We start from the raw sequence: 18,157 nt of genomic DNA, 5'->3' as shown, positions 1-18,157 counted from the left end.
ACAGGAAAACGCGTTATGAATCGAGTGATCAATGACCCGGACCAGGTGGTCGAGGACATGCTGCGCGGCCTGCTGGTTGCCCACCCCGAATTGTCGCAAAGCGCCAGCAACCCGCGCGTCATCAGTAAAACCAGGCCTTCCGCGCAGGGTCATGTGGGCATTGTGACGGGTGGCGGGTCTGGCCATGAACCGGCTTTTCTGGGTTATGTCGGCCCAGGCCTGGTGGATGCCGTAGCCGTTGGCGAGATTTTCTCCTCGCCCACCGCCAAAAGCTTTTTCGATGCTTTCCGCGCTGCTGACCAGGGTGCGGGTATAGCCTGCCTGTACGGCAATTACGCAGGCGACAACATGAACGTGAAACTGGCGATGAAAATGGCCGCCAGCAAAGACCTGCAAGTGCGCACCGTGGTGGCCAACGATGATGTCGCCTCCGCCCCCAAAGCCGATATCGCCAAGCGCCGCGGCGTGGCCGGGGAAATTTTCATGTGGAAGGTCGGCGGTGCCGCCGCCGCGCAAGGCTACGACCTGAGTGGCGTGATCCGCGTCGCCCAGAAAGCCGTCGACCAGTGCCGCTCCATCGGCATCGGCCTGACGCCCTGCACCATCGCGGCAGTCGGCAAGCCGAACTTCCAGATTGCGGACGGCAAGATGGAGTTGGGTATCGGCCACCATGGAGAACCGGGCATAGAGGTCATCGCCATCGAATCCGCCGCCGCGATGGCGGAACGGATGCTCACGCCGATCCTCGCAGACCGGGATTTCAGCACTGACGAGAGCGTCGTGGTGCTGGTTTCCGGTCTCGGCGCTACGCCAGTCATGGAGCTGTACATCTTTTACGCCGAGGTGGAAAGCCTGCTCAAGGCCAAGGGGCTGAAGGTCCATCGCTGCTACGTCGGCAACTACTTCACCTCGCTGGAAATGATGGGCGTGACCCTGACCCTGCTGGGTCTGGACGATGAATTGAAAACCCTGATCGACCACCCTTGCCGCTCCATCGGCATGACCCAGGCGGAATGAACCATGAGCCAGCATTTCTCCACACATGACGGCACTGCCATCGTTGCAGACCTGGTGAGCGTGATCGTCGCCAACCGCGAATACCTCAGCGAAGTCGACGGCGCCATCGGCGATGGCGACCACGGCATCAACATGGCCAAAGGTTTTGCTCATTGCGGCCGCACCATCGAGGGCCGACAGCTGACCCTCGCCGAAGCGCTGGACGAACTGACCCTGAGCCTGATGGAAGGCATCGGCGGCTCGATGGGCCCGCTGTATGGCAGCCTGTTCATCGGCATGGCCGATCAGGTGCGCGGCAGTGACAAAATCGACGCGGCGACCTTCGCCAGCCTGCTGCGTGGCGGGCTCACTTCATTGCAGGACATTACCGAAGCCGGCGTCGGCGATAAATGCCTGATGGACACCCTGATTCCGGCCGTCGAAGCCTTTGAACAGGCGCATGCTTCCGGTGCCTCGTTCAATGAGGCGCTTGATGCGATGAAACGCGCCGCCGCACAAGGGCGTGATTCGACCAGGGACCTAGTGGCAAAAATCGGCCGCGCCAGTCGACTGGGTGAGCGCTCACTCGGCGTGCTGGATGCGGGGGCGGTGTCGTGCTGCCTGATTTTGAACAGGCTGGCGGATTCGGTGCAGCCGAGGCTTGTCCAGGCTGGGCATTCATAAGGCGGCGTTACCGCCTCGTACTGGTACGGCGATCTGGCCCCTCAGTAGCTATTCGCAACCTGCGCCTGCCTACCCATGGCGGACTGTACGCATGAGAATTCGCCAAAGACGGCGAGACCCTCAACGTCCGGGTTACCGGCCAGGTGGCGTTCAACGGCGTTTATCCACTGCTGGACGCCGCACTGGACGGTTTCGGGCTGAGTTACATTCCCCACGATCTGGTTGCAGCGCACATCGACGCTGGGCGATTGATCCATGTGCTGGAAGACTGGTCGCCGACCTTCGCCGGGTTCCACCTCTACTACCCCAGCAGACGGCAGGCGTCGCCTGCCTTTGCGCTGCTGCTGGAAGCGTTGCGCTATCGCTGATCGGTTACCTCTGGAACCTGAAGCCTTGCCCTTATTCAGGCGAAAGCAAAAGGCCCTTCGAAGTTGCCGATCGGCACCCAATGCGTAATAAGCCCCGTATCGCTTTTCCAGTGATGCAAGAGCAGTGCTGGCGGTTCGATGTACGAGGCATCGCTGGCATCAGGGCGAAGTTGCAGCGCAATGGCCGTGGTCGTGCTCGGCGCCGTACACATCAACGTTCCGCCGAAACGAAGCTGCATGAAGCGATGAATGTGCCCGCAGACGATCCGTTCAACGGCGGGGTATCGCGACACGACCTCGGCCAATCGCTCGCCTCGTTCGCATCGATAGTGGTCAATGCAGGTGATGCCGCTGAAAAACGGAGGCTGGTGCATCATGATCAGCGTGGGCTTGTCAGGCTCCAGCGCCAGTGTTTCATCCAGCCATTGGCTCGCACGCTCGGTTATATCGCCGTGATGCTGATCGGGCACGCTGATATCCAGCCCGATGATGCGCACTGGCGCCGTGCCTGAATGCACGAAGTTGCATGTTTCCTCATCCATGAAGTAATCATGCTCAGGGAAAGCGCGGCGCAGGTTGTGCCGGTGATCATGGTTGCCGGGGATCATCAGCAGCTTTTGACGCAGTGGCGCGAGTAATTCACGGGCCATTGCATATTCGTCGGGCCGCCCTTCATCCACCAGGTCACCACTGAACAGAATCAGATCGGGGGGCGGGTCGAGTGCGTTGATCGTGTCGACGGCGGCCGCCAGCATCGCGTTCGAATCAACCACTCCCTGATAGAGCTGCCCCCTTGGGCGTACATGCGTGTCGGATATTTGCGCAATCAGCATTCCATTACCTCACCTCAGTCGTGATCAGGTTGCCTGTGCGTGGGTGCAACCAGTGTTGCAACGAGTGGGCCAGACTGCATCATGCAACCAGAGAGAGGTGACTATCAGGCCTCGGGAAACACCGGCTCGCCAAGATTCAGCATCAGCCGGTTGGCCCAGGCAAATATCGAAATGGCGTGGATCAGGTCCAGGACCTGTGTGTCATCCAGCCCCTGCTCGTGCAGCGCCTGAATGTGCTCGGCATTGAGTTCAGCAGGCTCAAGTGTCAGTTCGATGGCGAACTGCACGATGGCTTTTTCGCGTGCGCTGGTGCCCGCTGTCGCAGGGTCGGCAAACACCTCGGCGATCACGTCATTACGCTTGGCCAGTTGCTCGAAACGCTGTGCATGCACCGAGGCGCAATACACGCAGCGATTGATCCGCGACACCACGGTGCTCGCCAGCTCCCGCTCGGCGCGGGACAGGCCACCCGGTGCGTACATGATGGCGTTGAAGGCCTGAGAACGCTGGCGCAGGATGTCCGGGTGATGCGCCAGGGTCAGGTAATAATCCGAGGTTTTGGCTTGCGGATGGCTCTCTTCAAGCACGGCGATCTGCTCGGCAGTGGCATCGTCTAGATTCACGGTCGGCAACCAGGCCTTCCAGCCCAACACCTGATTGGTAAAGCCTTCGATCTGAATAAGCTCGCTCATCGGGTTGCTCCGGCAGATTTCATGGCGCTCAGCCCGGCGGCCAGACGCACCTGATAGGACAGAAACGCAATCAGCTGCGCCAGCACCACGATTTCAGCAGTGCTCAGGCCTTGCTGCTGTAATGCCTGCAATGCACGTTGATCACCGTGTACCGGAGACTCGATCAGGGTGCGGGTAAAGTTCAGGATTGCAGCCAGTCGCGGGTCTTTCAGCATATCGATCCGGTTACCGTCGATGTCTGCAAGCACACAGGCGTCGAGGCCGGACTTGTCCAGCAGCGACAGGTAATGCGCGGTCAGCGTTGACTGCGCGCTTAGCTGCGTCGCGTAATAGGCAACCCAGAGGCGTTCGCTCAACGACAGGTTATTGTCCAGCGCCGGGTCGAAAAACAGGTGCTGGCTGCCTTCCGTTGCAGAGGCAACCTTGTCCCGCGCATGACGCACGCTATGCAACGGGCTGCCCGGCTCGATGGCCAGCAGTTCATCGAGCAAGTCCGGCGGTGTCTGATGTTCAGCAGTCGATGTCATGAAATAACCTGCAATGCTGTGGTGGCGTTCGCGCAGCCGTTGTCACAGACGCTGCGCGAACCGGGAAAGATCAAGGCTGTTCGGTGACCATGGTCGCTGCGGTACGGTCGCTGACCAGCGGCTCGACTTTCAGGCCTTTGCGGGCGGCCCAGATGTTCTGGTAATGGAACAGCGGAATGATGCCAACGTCGTCGCTGACCACCTTGACCGAGTCCTGAAGGATTTTGCGGCGCTTGGCTTCATCGAATTCGGCAGTCGAATCGGCCAACGCCTTGTCCACCAGAGGGTTGCTGTAATGGCCCCAGTTGGAGGCGCCCTGCCCCTTGTTGCTGTCGACCGTGGTCAGAATGTTGGTCAGCGCATAAGCCGCTTCACCCGTGCCATTGCCCCAGGCAATCACGCTGATGGCCAGTTCATTCTTGTTCGCCTTGCCCGCGTATACGGCCCACGGCAGTACTTCCAGCTGCACCTTGACGCCGATTCGCGTCCAGAACTGCGCCACGGCCTGCATGACTTCCGGCGCTTGCGGGTAACGGTCGCCCGGTACGTGTACGGTCAGCTGAAACCCTTCGGGAAAGCCTGCCTGCGCCAGCAGGTCCTTGGCCTGTTTGGCGTCATACGGGATGTTCTTGATCTCAGGGTTGTAACCGAAGGTGTTGGCCGGCATCCATTGGTTGGCCTCGGTGACGGTGCCCTGCATGATGCGCTCGTCGATGGCCGGACGATTGATCGCCAGGGACAGCGCCTTGCGCACCCGCACATCCAGCAGCGGGTTCTCGGCCAGCGGCTTGCCCGCGTTGTCACGAATGAACTCGTTGGGTCCGGCGCGGAAACTCGGCTGAATGATCAACGCACGCAGCCCCTGATAAGCAAATACATTGACGCTTGGCGTCTTGCGCAGGCGCTCGACATCGGTCGGCGACACCTTGTCGATCACGTCCACGTCGCCTGCCAGCAAAGCCGCCGTGCGGTTGGCCGCGTTAGCGATGAAGCGGAAATCAACCTTGTCCCAGGTCGGCTTCGCGCCCCAGTAACTGTCATTGCGGGCAAAGATCGTGCGGTCACCCGGCACGTAGGACACAAAGCGATAAGGCCCGGTACCGATCATGGCCTTGCCCGAATTGTAATCGGCACTGCTCGCCGTCGCGCCTGCGTGACGACTGACGATGTAGATCGAATCGACGTCCGGCAGCAGGTTGGCGTTGGGCAGGCGGGTCTTGATGATCAGCGTGTGATCGTCCTTGGCCTTGACTGATTCGACAGTGCGCATGGCGCCCGCGTAAGAGGCGACGCTGCCCGGTACGCTGCGGGCACGCTCGAAGGAGAACACCAGATCGTCTGCCGTCAGCGGCGTGCCGTCCTGCCATTTGACGTCATCCCGCAGGGCAAACTCCCACGTGGTGTCGTCCACGACCTTCCAGCTTTTCGCGAGCCCCGGCAGGGTCTTGTCGTCGCGGCGGCTGACCAGCGATTCAAAGGCATGCAGCGCCACCGAACGGTCGCCCGCGTAGTTGTTCAACTGTGGGTCAAGAGACGAGACCGGGTCGGCATAACCGATACGCAGGTCCTGCGCCGAGGCACTGCCGGCTGCCAGTAGCAGAGCCGAGGCCAGCAACGAACGAACGAGTGGTTTCATGGATGATTCCTTGTACGCAATGGCGGAGATTGACGAGCTTCAGGGGCTCGTTCAGTGTTGGTCATTAGCCTTGATCATTTAAATGACACGCACTCTGGTGGTTCGGAGAAACCTCCCTCAGCGCTGGAACTTCCTCGCGGCAGCGCGGCATGGCGTGCGGGCAGCGAGGGTGGAAATGACACCCGGCAGGCGGGTTCAGCGGGCTGGGGATTTCCCCTTTGATCGCGTCATAACGGGTACTGCGAATATCGAAGCGCGGGATCTGCGCCAGCAGCGCCTGGGTGTATGGGTGATTGGCCCGCGCAAACAGATCGTCGACCGACGCCGTCTCGACCACGCGGCCCAGGTACATCACCACCACGCGGTCACACAAGTGCTCGACCACACCCAGATCGTGGCTGATGAACAGATAGGTCAGGCCCAGCTCATCGCGCAGGTCCATGAACAGATTAAGGATCTGCGCCTGAATCGAGACGTCCAGCGCGGCCACCGATTCATCGCACACCAGCAGTTCCGGCTGCACCGCCAGCGCACGGGCGATGCCGATCCGCTGACGCTGACCGCCGCTGAACTGATGCGGATAACGCTGACGCAGTTGTGGGCTGAGCCCGGCACGCTGCAGTTGCGCGCTGACGTAGTCGTCGGCACCTTTGCGGTCTGTCAGGCCGTGCAACAGCGCGCCTTCGCCGACGATACGATCAACCCGCAAGCGCGGATTAAGGCTCGACGACGGGTCCTGAAAAATCATCTGCACCTTGAGACGCAGCGCCTTGCGCTCCTGCGCGGTCAGGCTGTCGAGTGGCTTGCCGTCTACCAGCGCACTGCCGGAAGACACTGGCAACAGGCCGGCAACCATGCGCCCGAGGGTCGATTTGCCGCAACCCGACTCGCCCACCAGCCCGACCACTTCGCCGCGCACAATACGCAGATCGACACGGTCCACGGCATGCGTCACCGGTTTCGGGCGGGTCAGGTGCAGGCGTTGCAGCAGCCCTTCAAACGAGCGCTCGTCCACCGTTTTGCCGAAGGTCTTGCTGACCTGTTGCAGCTCGATGAGGGGGATCTGATCACTGGACATCGGCAGCAGCTCCTGGGTAAAAGCAGCGAACCGTATGGCCCGGTAGAATTTCGCGGGGTTCAGGGTCCTGCGCGCACATTTCCGCTGCTCTGGAGCAGCGCGCGGCAAACGCGCAGCCGGCGGGCATCGACAGCAAATCCGGCGCCATACCGGGAATCTGCCGCAAGCGCTGACCACGCTTGTTACGGCTCGGCAGGCTGTCGATCAGGCCTTGCGTGTAGGGATGTTGCGGACGATCCAGACCCTGCTCGACCGACCCCTGCTCGACGATACGTCCGGCGTACATCACCGCCACATCGTCAGCCAACCCGGCAACCACCGACAGGTCATGGGTGATCCAGATCAGCGAGGTACCCTGCTCGCGCACCAGTTTCTGCACTTCGCTGAGGATCTGCGCCTGAATGGTTACGTCGAGCGCGGTGGTCGGCTCGTCGGCGATGATCAGGTCAGGCGAGTGCAGCAACGCAATGGCAATCGCCACCCGCTGACGCATGCCGCCGGACAACTGATGCGGATAGGTGCGAAGGCGCTCTTCGGGGCTGGCAATGCCCATCAGCGCCAAGGTGCGGCTGGCATGTTCGCGGGCTTCGCGCTTGCCGATCGAACGATGGGCACGTACCGCTTCGACCATTTGCGTATCGACACGCAGCACCGGGTTGAGGGTCATCATCGGGTCCTGAAAAATCATCGCCACCCGATTGCCCTGGATTTCCCGCAGTTGCGCGGCCGAGAGCTTTGTCAGGTCCCGGCCCTTGAACAGGACCTGGCCGCCACTGATACGCCCCGGTTCATCCACCAGACCGAGAATCGAGAAACCGGTCACCGATTTGCCCGACCCCGACTCGCCCACCAGCCCCAGAATACGCCCCGGCTGCACGCGCAACGACACATTGCGCACCGCAGGCAACACGCCGGCGCGGGTATGAAACGAGGTACACAGATCGCGCACATCGAGGGTCGGCTGTTCGCCTGAAACTGGCGCAGGCGTCACATCAGGCAGGCTCATCGCTGCAACCTCGGGTTCAGGACATCGCGCAGACGGTCACCGACCAGGTTGATCGCGACAATGGTGATCAGCAGTGCCAGCCCCGGAAACAGGCTGATCCAGTATTCATTGCTGAGCATGTATTGAAAGCCGTTGGCGATCAGCAGGCCCAGCGACGGCTCCGTCACCGGTACGCCAAGGCCGAGAAACGACAGGGTCGCTTCCAGGGTGATGGCGCGGGCAATCTGCAATGCGCCGATCACGATGAGCGGCGGCAGACAGTTGGGCAGAATGTGGCCGATCACCAGACGCAGCGGCCCGACCCCCTGCCCGCGCGCTGCATCGACGTATTCGCGGCGGCTTTCAGTGAGCGCCTGGCCACGGGCGGTGCGCGCGTAATAGGCCCATTCGAGCAGGATCAGGGTGAGCATCACGTTGCCGACGCCCTTGCCCAGCCAGGCGAGAATCATCAGCGCCATCAGAATCACCGGAAACGACAGCAACAGGTCGACCAGACGCATCAGCAATGCATCGACCCAACCGCCGACATACGCAGAGACCAACCCCAACAGCGTGCCGATCACGGCTGCGATCAACGCTGAGCCGATGCCGACCCACAGGCTGATGCGCAAGCCGTAGATAATCGCCGAGACCAGATCGCGGCCCTGCCCGTCAGTGCCCAGCCAATAGGTATAACCGCTGTCCATGTTGAGGCTGCCGGGCGGCATGCGTGCATCCATCACGTTGAGCTGCATCAGGTCATAGGGGTTCTGCACCACAATCCATGGCGCGAAGGCTGCGACCAACACAATGACCACCAACAGCAGCAGGCCAACCACCGCCGTGGTGGAACTGATGAACTCGACGGCCACCCGCCGCCAGGGCGACTGAGCCTGCAACAGGGTGTTCGCAGGCAGGGCTTTTTCGGTGATGCTCATCGGGATGCCTCGATGCGTACGCGCGGATCCAGCAAGTAATACAAGCCATCGACGATCAAATTGAGCACCACGAAAATCACCACGACGACCATCAGATAGGCCACCACCACCGGCCGGTCGAGCATGTTGATGCTGTCGAGAATCAGTTTGCCGGCACCCGGCCAGGCAAAAATGCTTTCAGTGACGACGGCATAGGCAATGGTCGAGCCCAGTTCCATGGCCAGCACCGTCACCACCGGAATCATGGTGTTGCGCATAACGTGCATGCACATCACGCGCATGGGCGACAGGCCTTTGGCACGGGCGAATTTGACGAACTCCTGCGGCAGCACCTCGCGCACACCTGCGCGGGTCAGGCGCAACACCAGTGAAATCTTGAACAGTGCCAGGTTCAACGCGGGCAACAGCAAGTGCTGCAAGCCGTCCAGCGTCAGCCACGACCATTGCACGCCGAGCCATTCACGGGTCTCGCCGCGACCGCTGGCCGGCAGCCAGCCGAGTTTGATCGAGAACAGCATGATCATCATCAATGCCACCCAGAACGCCGGCAGCGAAAAGCCGACGATACTGGCAGCCATCATCAGGCGGGACAGCGGATGATCGGGGTACAGGCCGGCAAACATGCCCAACGGCACGCCGACCACCACCGCCAGAAACAGCGCGCTGAACGCCAGTTCGAAGGTCGCGGGCAGGCGTTGCAGGATCAGGCGCATGGCGTCTTCGTGGTACACGAAACTCTGGCCCAGATTGCCGTGCACCGCGCCTTTGAGAAAGATCAGGTATTGCTGCCACAACGGCTTGTCCAGCCCCAGGTGCGCAATGGCCTGCAAACGTTCGGCCTGATTGAGGTCTTCGCCCACCAGAATGTCCATCGGATTGCCGATGGCGTTGAGGCCGACGAACACCACCAGCGTCATCAACAGAATCACCAGCAAAGACTGGGTGAGTCGGCGCAGCGCCCAGCCGATCATGTACGTGACTCTTCAGCAGTCGGCTCGCTGGCCAGCCACTCATCGCCCAGCAGTTCCGGCTCGGCATAATCGCGCATGGCCTCGAAATGCAGCGCGATGTCTTCGTTGAACAGCAGCCCGACCAGCGCATGCGCCAGCCGTTTGGAGCCTTCACTGATGGCCGGAATATCTCCGGACACCGCGCCGTAGCTCAGTGCTGCCGGGTAGCTGAAACAGTGAATGTGATTGAGCCCCGGACACGCACCTGGGGTTTTCTCCTGAAATTCGAAGCAATTGCCCAGGTCAGGCAATACCGCCAGTTCAGTGTCGGCTTCGCCAGGCGGCGCCGTGAAGCGGTCCTGCCAGACGCGAATGTGCGAGGAGAACGGGGCAAATTCCGGGCGCTGTGCAAAGTCGGTGCGAAAGCCGGTGGCGAAGACCACAAAATCTGCTTCGATACGCGCCTTCGACGTGTGCAGCGAGACCCCGCCAGCCGGATTTGCTTCGACCGCCAGCACGGCGTTGTCGAGCAGAAAACGTGCCCTGCCCGAGTTCGATACCCGCAGGGTACTGCCGCGTGGTGGCGGCACTTGCTGGGTGTTGAGGTAGTGGCGAATGCGCCATTTCCAGAGGTCCGGCAAGCGCCAGTAGCCGTGGACCATGCCCGGATTACCGACGCCCTTGCCTTTGTTGACGCGCGGCAGCTCGGCGCGACGAATCAGCAGATCGACTCGCTGCGCACCGGCTTCCAGCGCAGTCGCGGCGCTGTCCATGGCCGACGCGCCGCCACCGATCACCGCGACACGCTTGCCTGCGAACCAGTCATCCTGCAAACCGGCCGCCGAGTGTGTCCAGAGATGATCCGGCAATTGCCGGGCGAAATCCGGCACCCAGGGGCCGCCCAGACCATCACGACCGGTCGCGAGCACCACATGCCGGGCCAGCATGAATCGGGTTTGCACGGGGGTGGTGAGATCCAGCTCAATAAGGCCGTCCGCTCTGGGCGCAACCCTGCTGACCCGGTGTTCATTGCGCACATCCAGCGCCAGCACCTTGCGATACCAACGCAGGTACTCAGCCCATTGCAGGCGTGGGATCTTGTCCAGCGCGGCCCAGCCATCGGCGCCGAACTGTGCTTCGTACCAGGCGCGAAAGGTCAGTGCCGGCAAACCCAGTGCCGGTCCGGTCAACTGTTTCGGCGAGCGCAGGGTTTCCATACGTGCGGTGGTCGCCCACGGGCCCTCGAAACCTGCCGGGGACTGATCGAAGATCACTGCCGCCACGCCCAGATGCCGCAGCTCGGCAGCCAGGGCAAGCCCGGCCATGCCGCCGCCAATGATCGCCACGTCGAGCACGGCCTGCCCGGCACTGGCCCGCGGTTTGACCCAGGGCTTGGCAGGCAGGTCCAGCCAGGCCAGATCCTGTTGCAGGCGAGCTTCCAGCGCGGCAAGGCCAGCAGGCGGGTTTACATCGGACATTGGTCGGTACTCGGAAAAATGATCAGGCCCAAAGCCCGAGCGTTGACTCAAATCAATTCAAAAACCATTCCACATTTACTGAAAATGAATTCTTAAAGGCCTTGAATGCTTAATCCGAATAATAAAAGCCGTTTTTTATTCTCGCAATGCGCAAAAAAGCATATTGATATTTCCAAATGGAATTTAGGTGCTATCTGGCTACGCGTGGCGACATGGGTATGTGACGCAGAGCGTCACGAAAGGCGTTCCCACGCTGGAGCGTGCGGAACGATCAGTGCCTGGGAGTATGCTTATCGTGCCAATGCACTGGGTTGACTATCGTGCCAATGCTCTGCGTTGGCATGCATTTCTGGACGCTCCGCGTCCGATCTTCAGTCTTGTGCGATGACAGGCGTTACCAACGCTCAGGCTTCGCGATCGCCTGCATTACCCGCTCACTCGGCATAAATGCTCTGCAACAGCGCATCGTGAGCACCGGCTTCGTGCATGACCATCTCTGGCAACAGGGTTTTCGCGGAAACGGCTATTTCATCGATCAGCGCCCTCGCCACGTCCGATAACGGGCTGGCGAAGGCCGATATCAAACCGAAAAAGAACGGAATATTGCAGGTGATCGGCCTGACCACGACCCCTTGCACCGGCACACCCATGGCGGTGAACGGGTCGACCAGTGCGATGCCGAGCCCTGCCCTGGCCATCTGCATGGCGATGAGTGAGGTATTGGTGTCGAGCATGCGCGGTGGCTCGCCACCCACATCGTGAAACGCCTTGTCGATCCGCCGACGGAACCGATACGGATTGGCCATGGTAATCAGGGTCTGTTGCCGCAGCAGCTCAATAGACAGAATGTCATGCGCGGCCAGTTCGGAGTCAGCAGGCAACACCGCCACGCAAGGTGCTTCGCCGATCCAGTGAATCTCCAGCCCACGATGCTCTAACGGCAGGCTCACGGCCCCCAGATCCATAGTCTTCGACAGCACGGCCTGAACCACATTCTCCGGGGACATGCTCTGGAGCTGGATCTGTTGCGGACGCAGATGCTCCGGCAGTCGTGACAGTGCTGCGGGCAGTAGCCCGGCCGCCAGCGCTGAAATGGCGACCAGTTTGATCTGATGGTTTTCTTCCTGAGCGATGTGCTGCGCACGTTGGCGAATGTTGCGAACACTCAGCAACGCGCTTTCGACCTCGCCGTACATCATGAACGCCTTATGGGTCGGCGTGACCTTTGGCCCGCTGCGCTCGAACAGCGCAAAACCCAGCTCCTGCTCAAGCTCCTGAATAACCCGGGTGACCGATGGCTGGGAGCGGCCCAGCATTTTCCCGGCTGCCGTGACACTGCCTGCCGACATGACCGCCGCAAACGCTTCGAGTTGACGCAAATCCATAAGCACGCCTTGATCATCACCGATACGTGAAGAACCCTGCGTTGCAGAATTCCCCGATTCAAAGCGCAAAAGTCTACACGCTGTCGGCATGGAAGGCCTCGCGCCCGTCGCACAGCCGTACGTGAAGCGTGGCTGGCGCTGGTTGTCCAGAAGGCTGAGGCGGTGTTTTGAGCTGAAGGTGAGACCGGTACTTACACGCCGACCATCAAGCGGTTGCGGCCCTGTTTCTTGCCCAGATAAAGCAATGCATCGGCCCGGCTCAGCGCAATCTCGAAGCTTTCATCGCGATTGATCGCGACGACCGAAAGCGTCGCGGTCACCTTCATGACCTGCGCCCTGCTCCAGCCCGCTTCGTTGCCGATGAGCGCCCAGATCCGGTCGGCGACCCGTTGTGCATCTTCCGCCGAGGTATCGGGCATGAGCACCAGAAACTCCTCGCCGCCCCAGCGGGCCGCCATATCATTGCTGCGTACACTTGAGGCAATGATGTCTGCAACACGCTGAAGAACCACATCGCCAGTCTCATGCCCATACTGGTCATTGATCAGTTTGAAATGGTCGATGTCGAGCAGAATGAGCGACGCCGACAGGCCCTGACGTCGTGTCTGCAACTGTCGCACCCGGTCCAGCACCCTGCGTCGCGTGAACAGGTTGGTCAGACTGTCGCGATTGGCCAGATGAAACAGACTCAACTGGATGGACGACGTAAAGCGCACAGAAAGCGCGGTCGCGTAGATCGACAGCGTGGTGGCGGCGAACAGGTTGATGACCCCGAACACATCAAGCGTCGTGCTGCTCAGGCCGGAATCAAGGCCCATGTGCCGCCGGAATGCGAATAAGGCAACCAGCGCCACCAGAATGGCCACGCTGAAAACAATCCGTTTGACGGTGATCAGCTGGAAGGTGAAGGCAATGACGGGGATGACGCAGAACATGTAAAAACTGAAATTGCTTTCCCACCCCAGCACACAGGTGGCCAATACCGCATGGGCAATGATTTCCAGACTCATCAGTTGCCCGGCCTGCTGGTAACGCTCTCCTCTGATCAGGTAGATGCAGTTGACGTAAATCAGGGTGCTGACAATGTTGGCAAGCCAAAGGATTTCAACGTGCAGGGCAAGAAACACCAGCAGCGACACGGAGTGGATCCCGAGGGCGACGTAAACGATGGGCGTGATGTGTTTCCAGAACTGGGCTGCCGTGTCCTTATACAGCTGGGCTCGGTCTTCTGCCGGGAGGGTCATCATCACGTTTCTCGAGTGTGCGGGCTGGGTATGACCATGAACATGGGGGTGAATTCATCGACTGTGTCCGCAAAAAAGCACATCCCTTGATACATTGTCTAACAATTTAACAAGCCGCGTTGCGACTGCTGGATATGTATCAACGCAATACGAGGCTGCTTTAATGCGCAATGATCTTCAGCCCGTGGGTTCACGGGCGGCCCGAACGACCCAGAGGAAGCATGCTGATGGAACGTCTTACTGCGAAAGATTTTGCGCCTGAACTGCTTGAGCTCTACGACTATTATGCCCACGGCAAGATCAACAGGCGTGAATTTCTCGACCGTGCGGCACTGTTTACCCTGGGCGGGCTGACGGCCAGCGCACTGCTGGCGGCGCTGAGCCCCAACTATGCACTGGCCACACAGATCGAGTTCACCGACCCGGACATCATTGCCGACTACATTACCTACCCGTCCCCCAAGGGCCATGGTCAGGTACGCGGCTATCTGGTGCGTCCGGCAAAAGCCACCGGCAAAGTGCCTGCTGTTGTGGTGGCGCATGAAAATCGCGGTTTGAACCCGTACATCGAAGACGTTGCCCGCCGGGTGGCGAAAGCCGGGTTCATTGCGCTTGCGCCTGACGGCCTGTCCTCGGTCGGCGGCTATCCGGGCAATGACGAAAAGGGTAAAGAGCTTCAGCAGAAGGTCGATCCGGAAAAGCTCATGAACGACTTCTTTGCCGCCGTCGAGTGGCTGATGAAGCATGACGCCACCACCGGCAAGGTCGGGATCACCGGTTTCTGCTATGGCGGCGGCGTGGCCAACGCTGCGGCTGTGGCCTATCCGGAACTGGGCGCAGCCGTCTCGTTCTACGGGCGTCAGCCCAACACCGAAGACGTGGCCAGGATCAAGGCTCCGGTAATGATTCACTACGGCGAGCTGGACACCCGCATCAACGAAGGCTGGCCAGCCTATGAGAAGGCCCTGAAAGCGGCGGGCACGACTTACGAAACCTTCATCTATCCGGGCGCCAACCACGGCTTCCACAACGACTCCACCCCGCGTTATGACGAAGCCGCAGCCAAACTGGCCTGGGAGCGCACATTGGGGTGGTTCAACAAGTATCTGGTGTGACGAGCTGATCCTGAACAGGCGCAGTTGCGTGCACCTGTGACGCAGAGCGTGCGGAACGATACTCTCGACTATCGTGCGACGCTCCGCGTCCGGGTTACAGCGCCCTCACCCGCTCCAGCAGCACCTGCAACGGATGCTGCACCACCTTGCCATCCTTGCGCTTGACCTGGCTGCGACATGAATACCCGTCGGCGAGCAGTCGGCCATTACCTCCATGGCGCGCCACCAGTGGTTGCCAGGACTGTCGGTAAATGGTGTCGCTGGTCTTTGCGTTTCTGGTTTCGTGCCCGTAGGTGCCGGACATCCCGCAGCAGCCGCTGGCCAGCACTTCCAGCTTGAGGCCCGCACGGGCGAAGGTTTTCTGCCACAGGCCGACGCTGCCCGGCTCGTTGGTCTTTTCAGTGCAGTGCGGCAGGAAGTAATACGTTTCCTGCGTCACTGCGTCATGCTGATCTTCAAATGCAGTCGCCAGCCATTCCTGCGGCAGCATGACAACCGGCACGTTCTGGCTGCCCAACGCCTTGCTGTATTCCTGGCGATAGACCAGGGTCATGGCCGGGTCCAGACCAATCAGCGGGATGCCGTACTCCGCCAATCTGCCCAGCGACTGGCTGTTGAAACTGGCTGCCTTTTCAAATGCCGCCAGGAAGCCCTGCACCTGCAACGGCTTGCCATTGGGCGCAAACGGCGCGAGGTAAACCTGGTAGCCCAGGCGCGAAATCAGTTCCAGCCAGTCTGCCGCCAGTGGCGTTTCGAAATAACGGGTGAATGCATCCTGAACCAGCACCACCGTACGCTTGCGTTCCTGTTCGCTCAGTGCAGCCAGGCGCTGTGGCGTGGCGATGCCGACATTCCAGCGAGCGCAGGTGGCGCGAAAGTCCATCAGGCTCAACAGCGGGCTGTCGACCATCCCGGCAACGTGCTCCAGCAGGTAGCGCACCGGTTTTGCGCCCATGATCGCGTTGTACAGCGTCGGGAAACGCGCCAGATGCGGAATGCTGAATTCCAGCGAGCCGATCAGGTAATCCTTGATCGGGCGCAGGTAACGGCTGTGGTACAGCTCCAGAAAGCGCGAGCGAAACTCGGGCACGTTGACCTTGACCGGGCACTGCCCTGCGCAGGATTTACAGGCCAGGCAACCGGCCATGGCGTCGTAGACTTCGTGAGAGAAATCTTTCTGCCCGGCGACTCTGGCCACGCTGTTGACGGTACGCTCGGCCAGGCTTTTCAGCACATTGGCGGTGCGCGCCCTGGCGCTGGCCGTCAGGACGTTCACATCCTGCTCGCCCTGCAGGCGCAACCACTCGCGCACCAGCGACGCACGGCCCTTGGGTGAATGAATGCGGTCACGGGTGGCTTTCCACGACGGGCACATGGCGTCGTCGGTGTCATAGTTGTAACAGGCACCATTGCCGTTGCAATGCAGTGCGCTGTCGTAGCTCTTCCAGACGCGCTCGTCGATCTTGCGGTCCAGATCGCCGCGCAGCGTCACTTCATCCACCAGGGTCAGACGCGCCTCGGGCACTGTCGCAGGCGTGGCGATCTTGCCAGGATTGAGCTGATTGAACGGGTCGCAGGCAGCTTTCAGCGCCTGCAACGCCGGGTACAGCTCACCGAAATACTCGGGCACATACTGGGTGCGCAGGCCCTTGCCATGCTCACCCCATAACAGACCGCCGTAGCGTTTGGTCAACGCGGCAACCGCGTCGGAAATCGGGCGAATCAGCGCCGCCTGCGCCGGGTCTTTCATGTCCAGAATCGGCCGTACATGCAGCACGCCAGCATCCACATGGCCAAACATGCCGTATTGCAGGCCGTAGCTGTCCAGCAGCGCACGGAATTCCTGAATGTAGTCGGCCAGGTTTTCCGGCGGCACGGCGGTGTCTTCCACAAACGGCTGCGGCCGGGCTTCACCCTGGACATTACCCAGCAAGCCCACCGAGCGCTTGCGCATGGTGTAGACCCGGCTCACCGCCGCGCTGCCGACTGCCAGCGTATGCCCGAGGCGCACCACCGAGGTGTCTTCCTGCAAGTGCGCGACAAACGCGTGGACGCGCTGTTCTACTTCCTCCAGCTCGTCGCCACTGAACTCGATCAGGTTGATACCCAAGGTTGGCGTCGCCGAATCCTGAGGGAAGTACTCGGCCACGCCATGCCAGACGATGTCCTGCATCGCCAGCATCAGCACCTTAGAGTCCACGGTTTCAATGGACAACGGCTTGTGCGCCATCAAGGCCTTGGCATCGCGCAAGGCGTCCATGAACCCGGCGTAGCGCACGTTGACCAGAATCGAGTGCCTGGGGATCGGCAGCACATTGAGCCTGGCTTCGACGATGAAGCCCAGCGAGCCTTCTGAGCCGCACAGCACGCTGTTGAGGTTGAAGCGTCCGTCTTCCTCGCGCAGGTGCGCCAGGTCATAGCCCGTCAGGCAGCGATTCAGTGGCGGAAAGATGTCCTTGATCAGTTGCGCCTGGGTGTCGGCAATCTGCTGCGCGCAGCGGTACACGTCACCGGCCCGATCAACGCGCGCCTGTTCACTGGCCAGCTGCACGGGGCCCAGCGCCTGGCTGTGAACGTACGAACCGCCGAGCAACACGGTCGACAGTTCCAGCACATGGTCACGCGTCTTGCCGTAGGTGCAACTGCCCTGCCCGCTGGCGTCGGTATTGATCATACCGCCCACGGTGGCACGGTTGGACGTCGACAATTCCGGCGCGAAAAACAGCCCGTGCGGTTTGAGCGCGGCATTCAGCTGATCCTTGACCACACCGGTCTGCACTCGCACCCAGCGTTCCTCGACGTTGATCTCAAGGATGTTGTTCATGTGCCGCGACAGGTCGACCACCACGCCATCGGTCAGCGACTGCCCGTTGGTGCCGGTGCCGCCGCCACGCGGGGTCAACACCACCTGCTGGTGCTCGGGCCGCGCGGCCAGTCGGGCGACGATTGCCACATCATGGCTGTCCATCGGGAACACCGCCGCCTGCGGCAAGCGCTGATAGATGGAGTTGTCGGTGGCCAGCACCGTGCGCGATCCATGATCCCTGGCAATTTCGCCGCGAAAGCCGCCCTCGACCAGCGCATTGAGAAAACGGTCGTAGTGGCCGACCTGTTCTGAGGTCGGTTTCAGCAGCGCAATCATGGTGGTCTTCCTGGCTGGCTAGGCGTTTTATATGCAAAGCACGTATGCTTCGAAACGCTCGTATGCATGGTGTTATCAACGGTTAAAGTGATTCTCCCGCCTGTCA

General features: G+C 60.8%; 15 protein-coding genes and 1 pseudogene. 4 read left to right on the top strand and 12 right to left on the bottom strand.

Translation table 11 applies throughout. From position 1 onward, the window contains the following. Positions 1-15 precede the first annotated feature (15 nt). From I9H07_RS11440 to I9H07_RS11430, 3 genes and pseudogenes are all read left to right on the top strand, one after another. Positions 16-1,017 (top strand): dihydroxyacetone kinase subunit DhaK, encoded by a 1,002-nt coding sequence (locus I9H07_RS11440; protein WP_024672026.1) that lies wholly within the window; start codon positions 16-18, stop codon positions 1,015-1,017. A gap of 3 nt (positions 1,018-1,020) precedes the next feature. Beyond that, on the top strand, positions 1,021-1,680 hold the full coding sequence (gene dhaL / locus I9H07_RS11435; RefSeq protein WP_024672027.1) for a dihydroxyacetone kinase subunit DhaL: 660 nt from the start codon (positions 1,021-1,023) through the stop codon (positions 1,678-1,680). A 56-nt stretch (positions 1,681-1,736) separates the two neighbouring features. Then, positions 1,737-2,048, top strand: a pseudogene (locus I9H07_RS11430) (LysR substrate-binding domain-containing protein); the annotation flags it as partial. A 35-nt stretch (positions 2,049-2,083) separates the two neighbouring features. Here I9H07_RS11430 and I9H07_RS11425 read toward each other — a convergent pair. The 11 genes from I9H07_RS11425 to I9H07_RS11375 form a co-directional block, all read right to left on the bottom strand. Continuing rightward, a complete protein-coding gene (locus I9H07_RS11425; protein WP_058824513.1) occupies positions 2,084-2,881 on the bottom strand; it encodes a phosphodiesterase in 798 nt (265 codons plus the stop codon). A gap of 104 nt (positions 2,882-2,985) precedes the next feature. Continuing rightward, positions 2,986-3,573: a peroxidase-related enzyme gene (locus tag I9H07_RS11420; protein WP_058824514.1), complete on the bottom strand. Its 588-nt coding sequence runs from the start codon at positions 3,571-3,573 to the stop codon at positions 2,986-2,988. Beyond that, positions 3,570-4,100, bottom strand: coding sequence for a CMD domain-containing protein (locus I9H07_RS11415; RefSeq protein WP_024672031.1), 531 nt, complete (start codon positions 4,098-4,100; stop codon positions 3,570-3,572). Before I9H07_RS11415 ends, I9H07_RS11420 begins: the two co-directional genes overlap by 4 nt. 70 nt (positions 4,101-4,170) lie before the next feature. Further along, positions 4,171-5,736, bottom strand: coding sequence for an ABC transporter substrate-binding protein (locus I9H07_RS11410; RefSeq protein ID WP_236423952.1), 1,566 nt, complete (start codon positions 5,734-5,736; stop codon positions 4,171-4,173). 64 nt (positions 5,737-5,800) lie between these two features. After that, positions 5,801-6,814, bottom strand: coding sequence for an ABC transporter ATP-binding protein (locus I9H07_RS11405; RefSeq protein ID WP_236423954.1), 1,014 nt, complete (start codon positions 6,812-6,814; stop codon positions 5,801-5,803). Continuing rightward, positions 6,804-7,820 carry an ABC transporter ATP-binding protein gene (locus I9H07_RS11400; protein WP_248957207.1) on the bottom strand — a complete coding sequence of 339 codons (1,017 nt, stop codon included), beginning with the start codon at positions 7,818-7,820 and terminating at the stop codon, positions 6,804-6,806. Before I9H07_RS11400 ends, I9H07_RS11405 begins: the two co-directional genes overlap by 11 nt. Continuing rightward, positions 7,817-8,737, bottom strand: coding sequence for an ABC transporter permease (locus I9H07_RS11395; RefSeq protein ID WP_024672035.1), 921 nt, complete (start codon positions 8,735-8,737; stop codon positions 7,817-7,819). Before I9H07_RS11395 ends, I9H07_RS11400 begins: the two co-directional genes overlap by 4 nt. After that, positions 8,734-9,708, bottom strand: coding sequence for an ABC transporter permease (locus I9H07_RS11390; RefSeq protein ID WP_058824517.1), 975 nt, complete (start codon positions 9,706-9,708; stop codon positions 8,734-8,736). Before I9H07_RS11390 ends, I9H07_RS11395 begins: the two co-directional genes overlap by 4 nt. Then, positions 9,705-11,165 carry an NAD(P)-binding domain-containing protein gene (locus I9H07_RS11385; RefSeq protein ID WP_058390912.1) on the bottom strand — a complete coding sequence of 487 codons (1,461 nt, stop codon included), beginning with the start codon at positions 11,163-11,165 and terminating at the stop codon, positions 9,705-9,707. Before I9H07_RS11385 ends, I9H07_RS11390 begins: the two co-directional genes overlap by 4 nt. A 434-nt stretch (positions 11,166-11,599) precedes the next feature. Continuing rightward, complete coding sequence (locus tag I9H07_RS11380) at positions 11,600-12,550, bottom strand: LysR family transcriptional regulator (RefSeq protein WP_024673651.1); 951 nt, start codon at positions 12,548-12,550, stop codon at positions 11,600-11,602. Positions 12,551-12,741: 191 nt separating this feature from the next. Beyond that, positions 12,742-13,797 carry a GGDEF domain-containing protein gene (locus tag I9H07_RS11375; protein ID WP_058390911.1) on the bottom strand — a complete coding sequence of 352 codons (1,056 nt, stop codon included), beginning with the start codon at positions 13,795-13,797 and terminating at the stop codon, positions 12,742-12,744. A gap of 224 nt (positions 13,798-14,021) precedes the next feature. On the opposite strand from I9H07_RS11375, the gene yghX reads away from it, so the two are divergent. After that, the gene (gene yghX, locus I9H07_RS11370; RefSeq protein WP_024673652.1) at positions 14,022-14,909 is read left to right on the top strand and encodes a YghX family hydrolase; all 888 of its coding nucleotides are present in this window, start codon (positions 14,022-14,024) and stop codon (positions 14,907-14,909) included. A 94-nt stretch (positions 14,910-15,003) separates the two neighbouring features. Here the strand turns inward: yghX and ydiJ are convergent, their stop codons facing one another. Beyond that, the gene (gene ydiJ, locus I9H07_RS11365) at positions 15,004-18,051 is read right to left on the bottom strand and encodes a D-2-hydroxyglutarate dehydrogenase YdiJ (protein WP_236533931.1); all 3,048 of its coding nucleotides are present in this window, start codon (positions 18,049-18,051) and stop codon (positions 15,004-15,006) included. Positions 18,052-18,157 lie beyond the last annotated feature (106 nt).

Origin of the sequence: Pseudomonas syringae, assembly GCF_023278085.1 — a bacterium.
GTDB lineage: Bacteria > Pseudomonadota > Gammaproteobacteria > Pseudomonadales > Pseudomonadaceae > Aquipseudomonas > Aquipseudomonas syringae_Q.
This window is presented reverse-complemented; position numbering and strand designations above follow the sequence as displayed.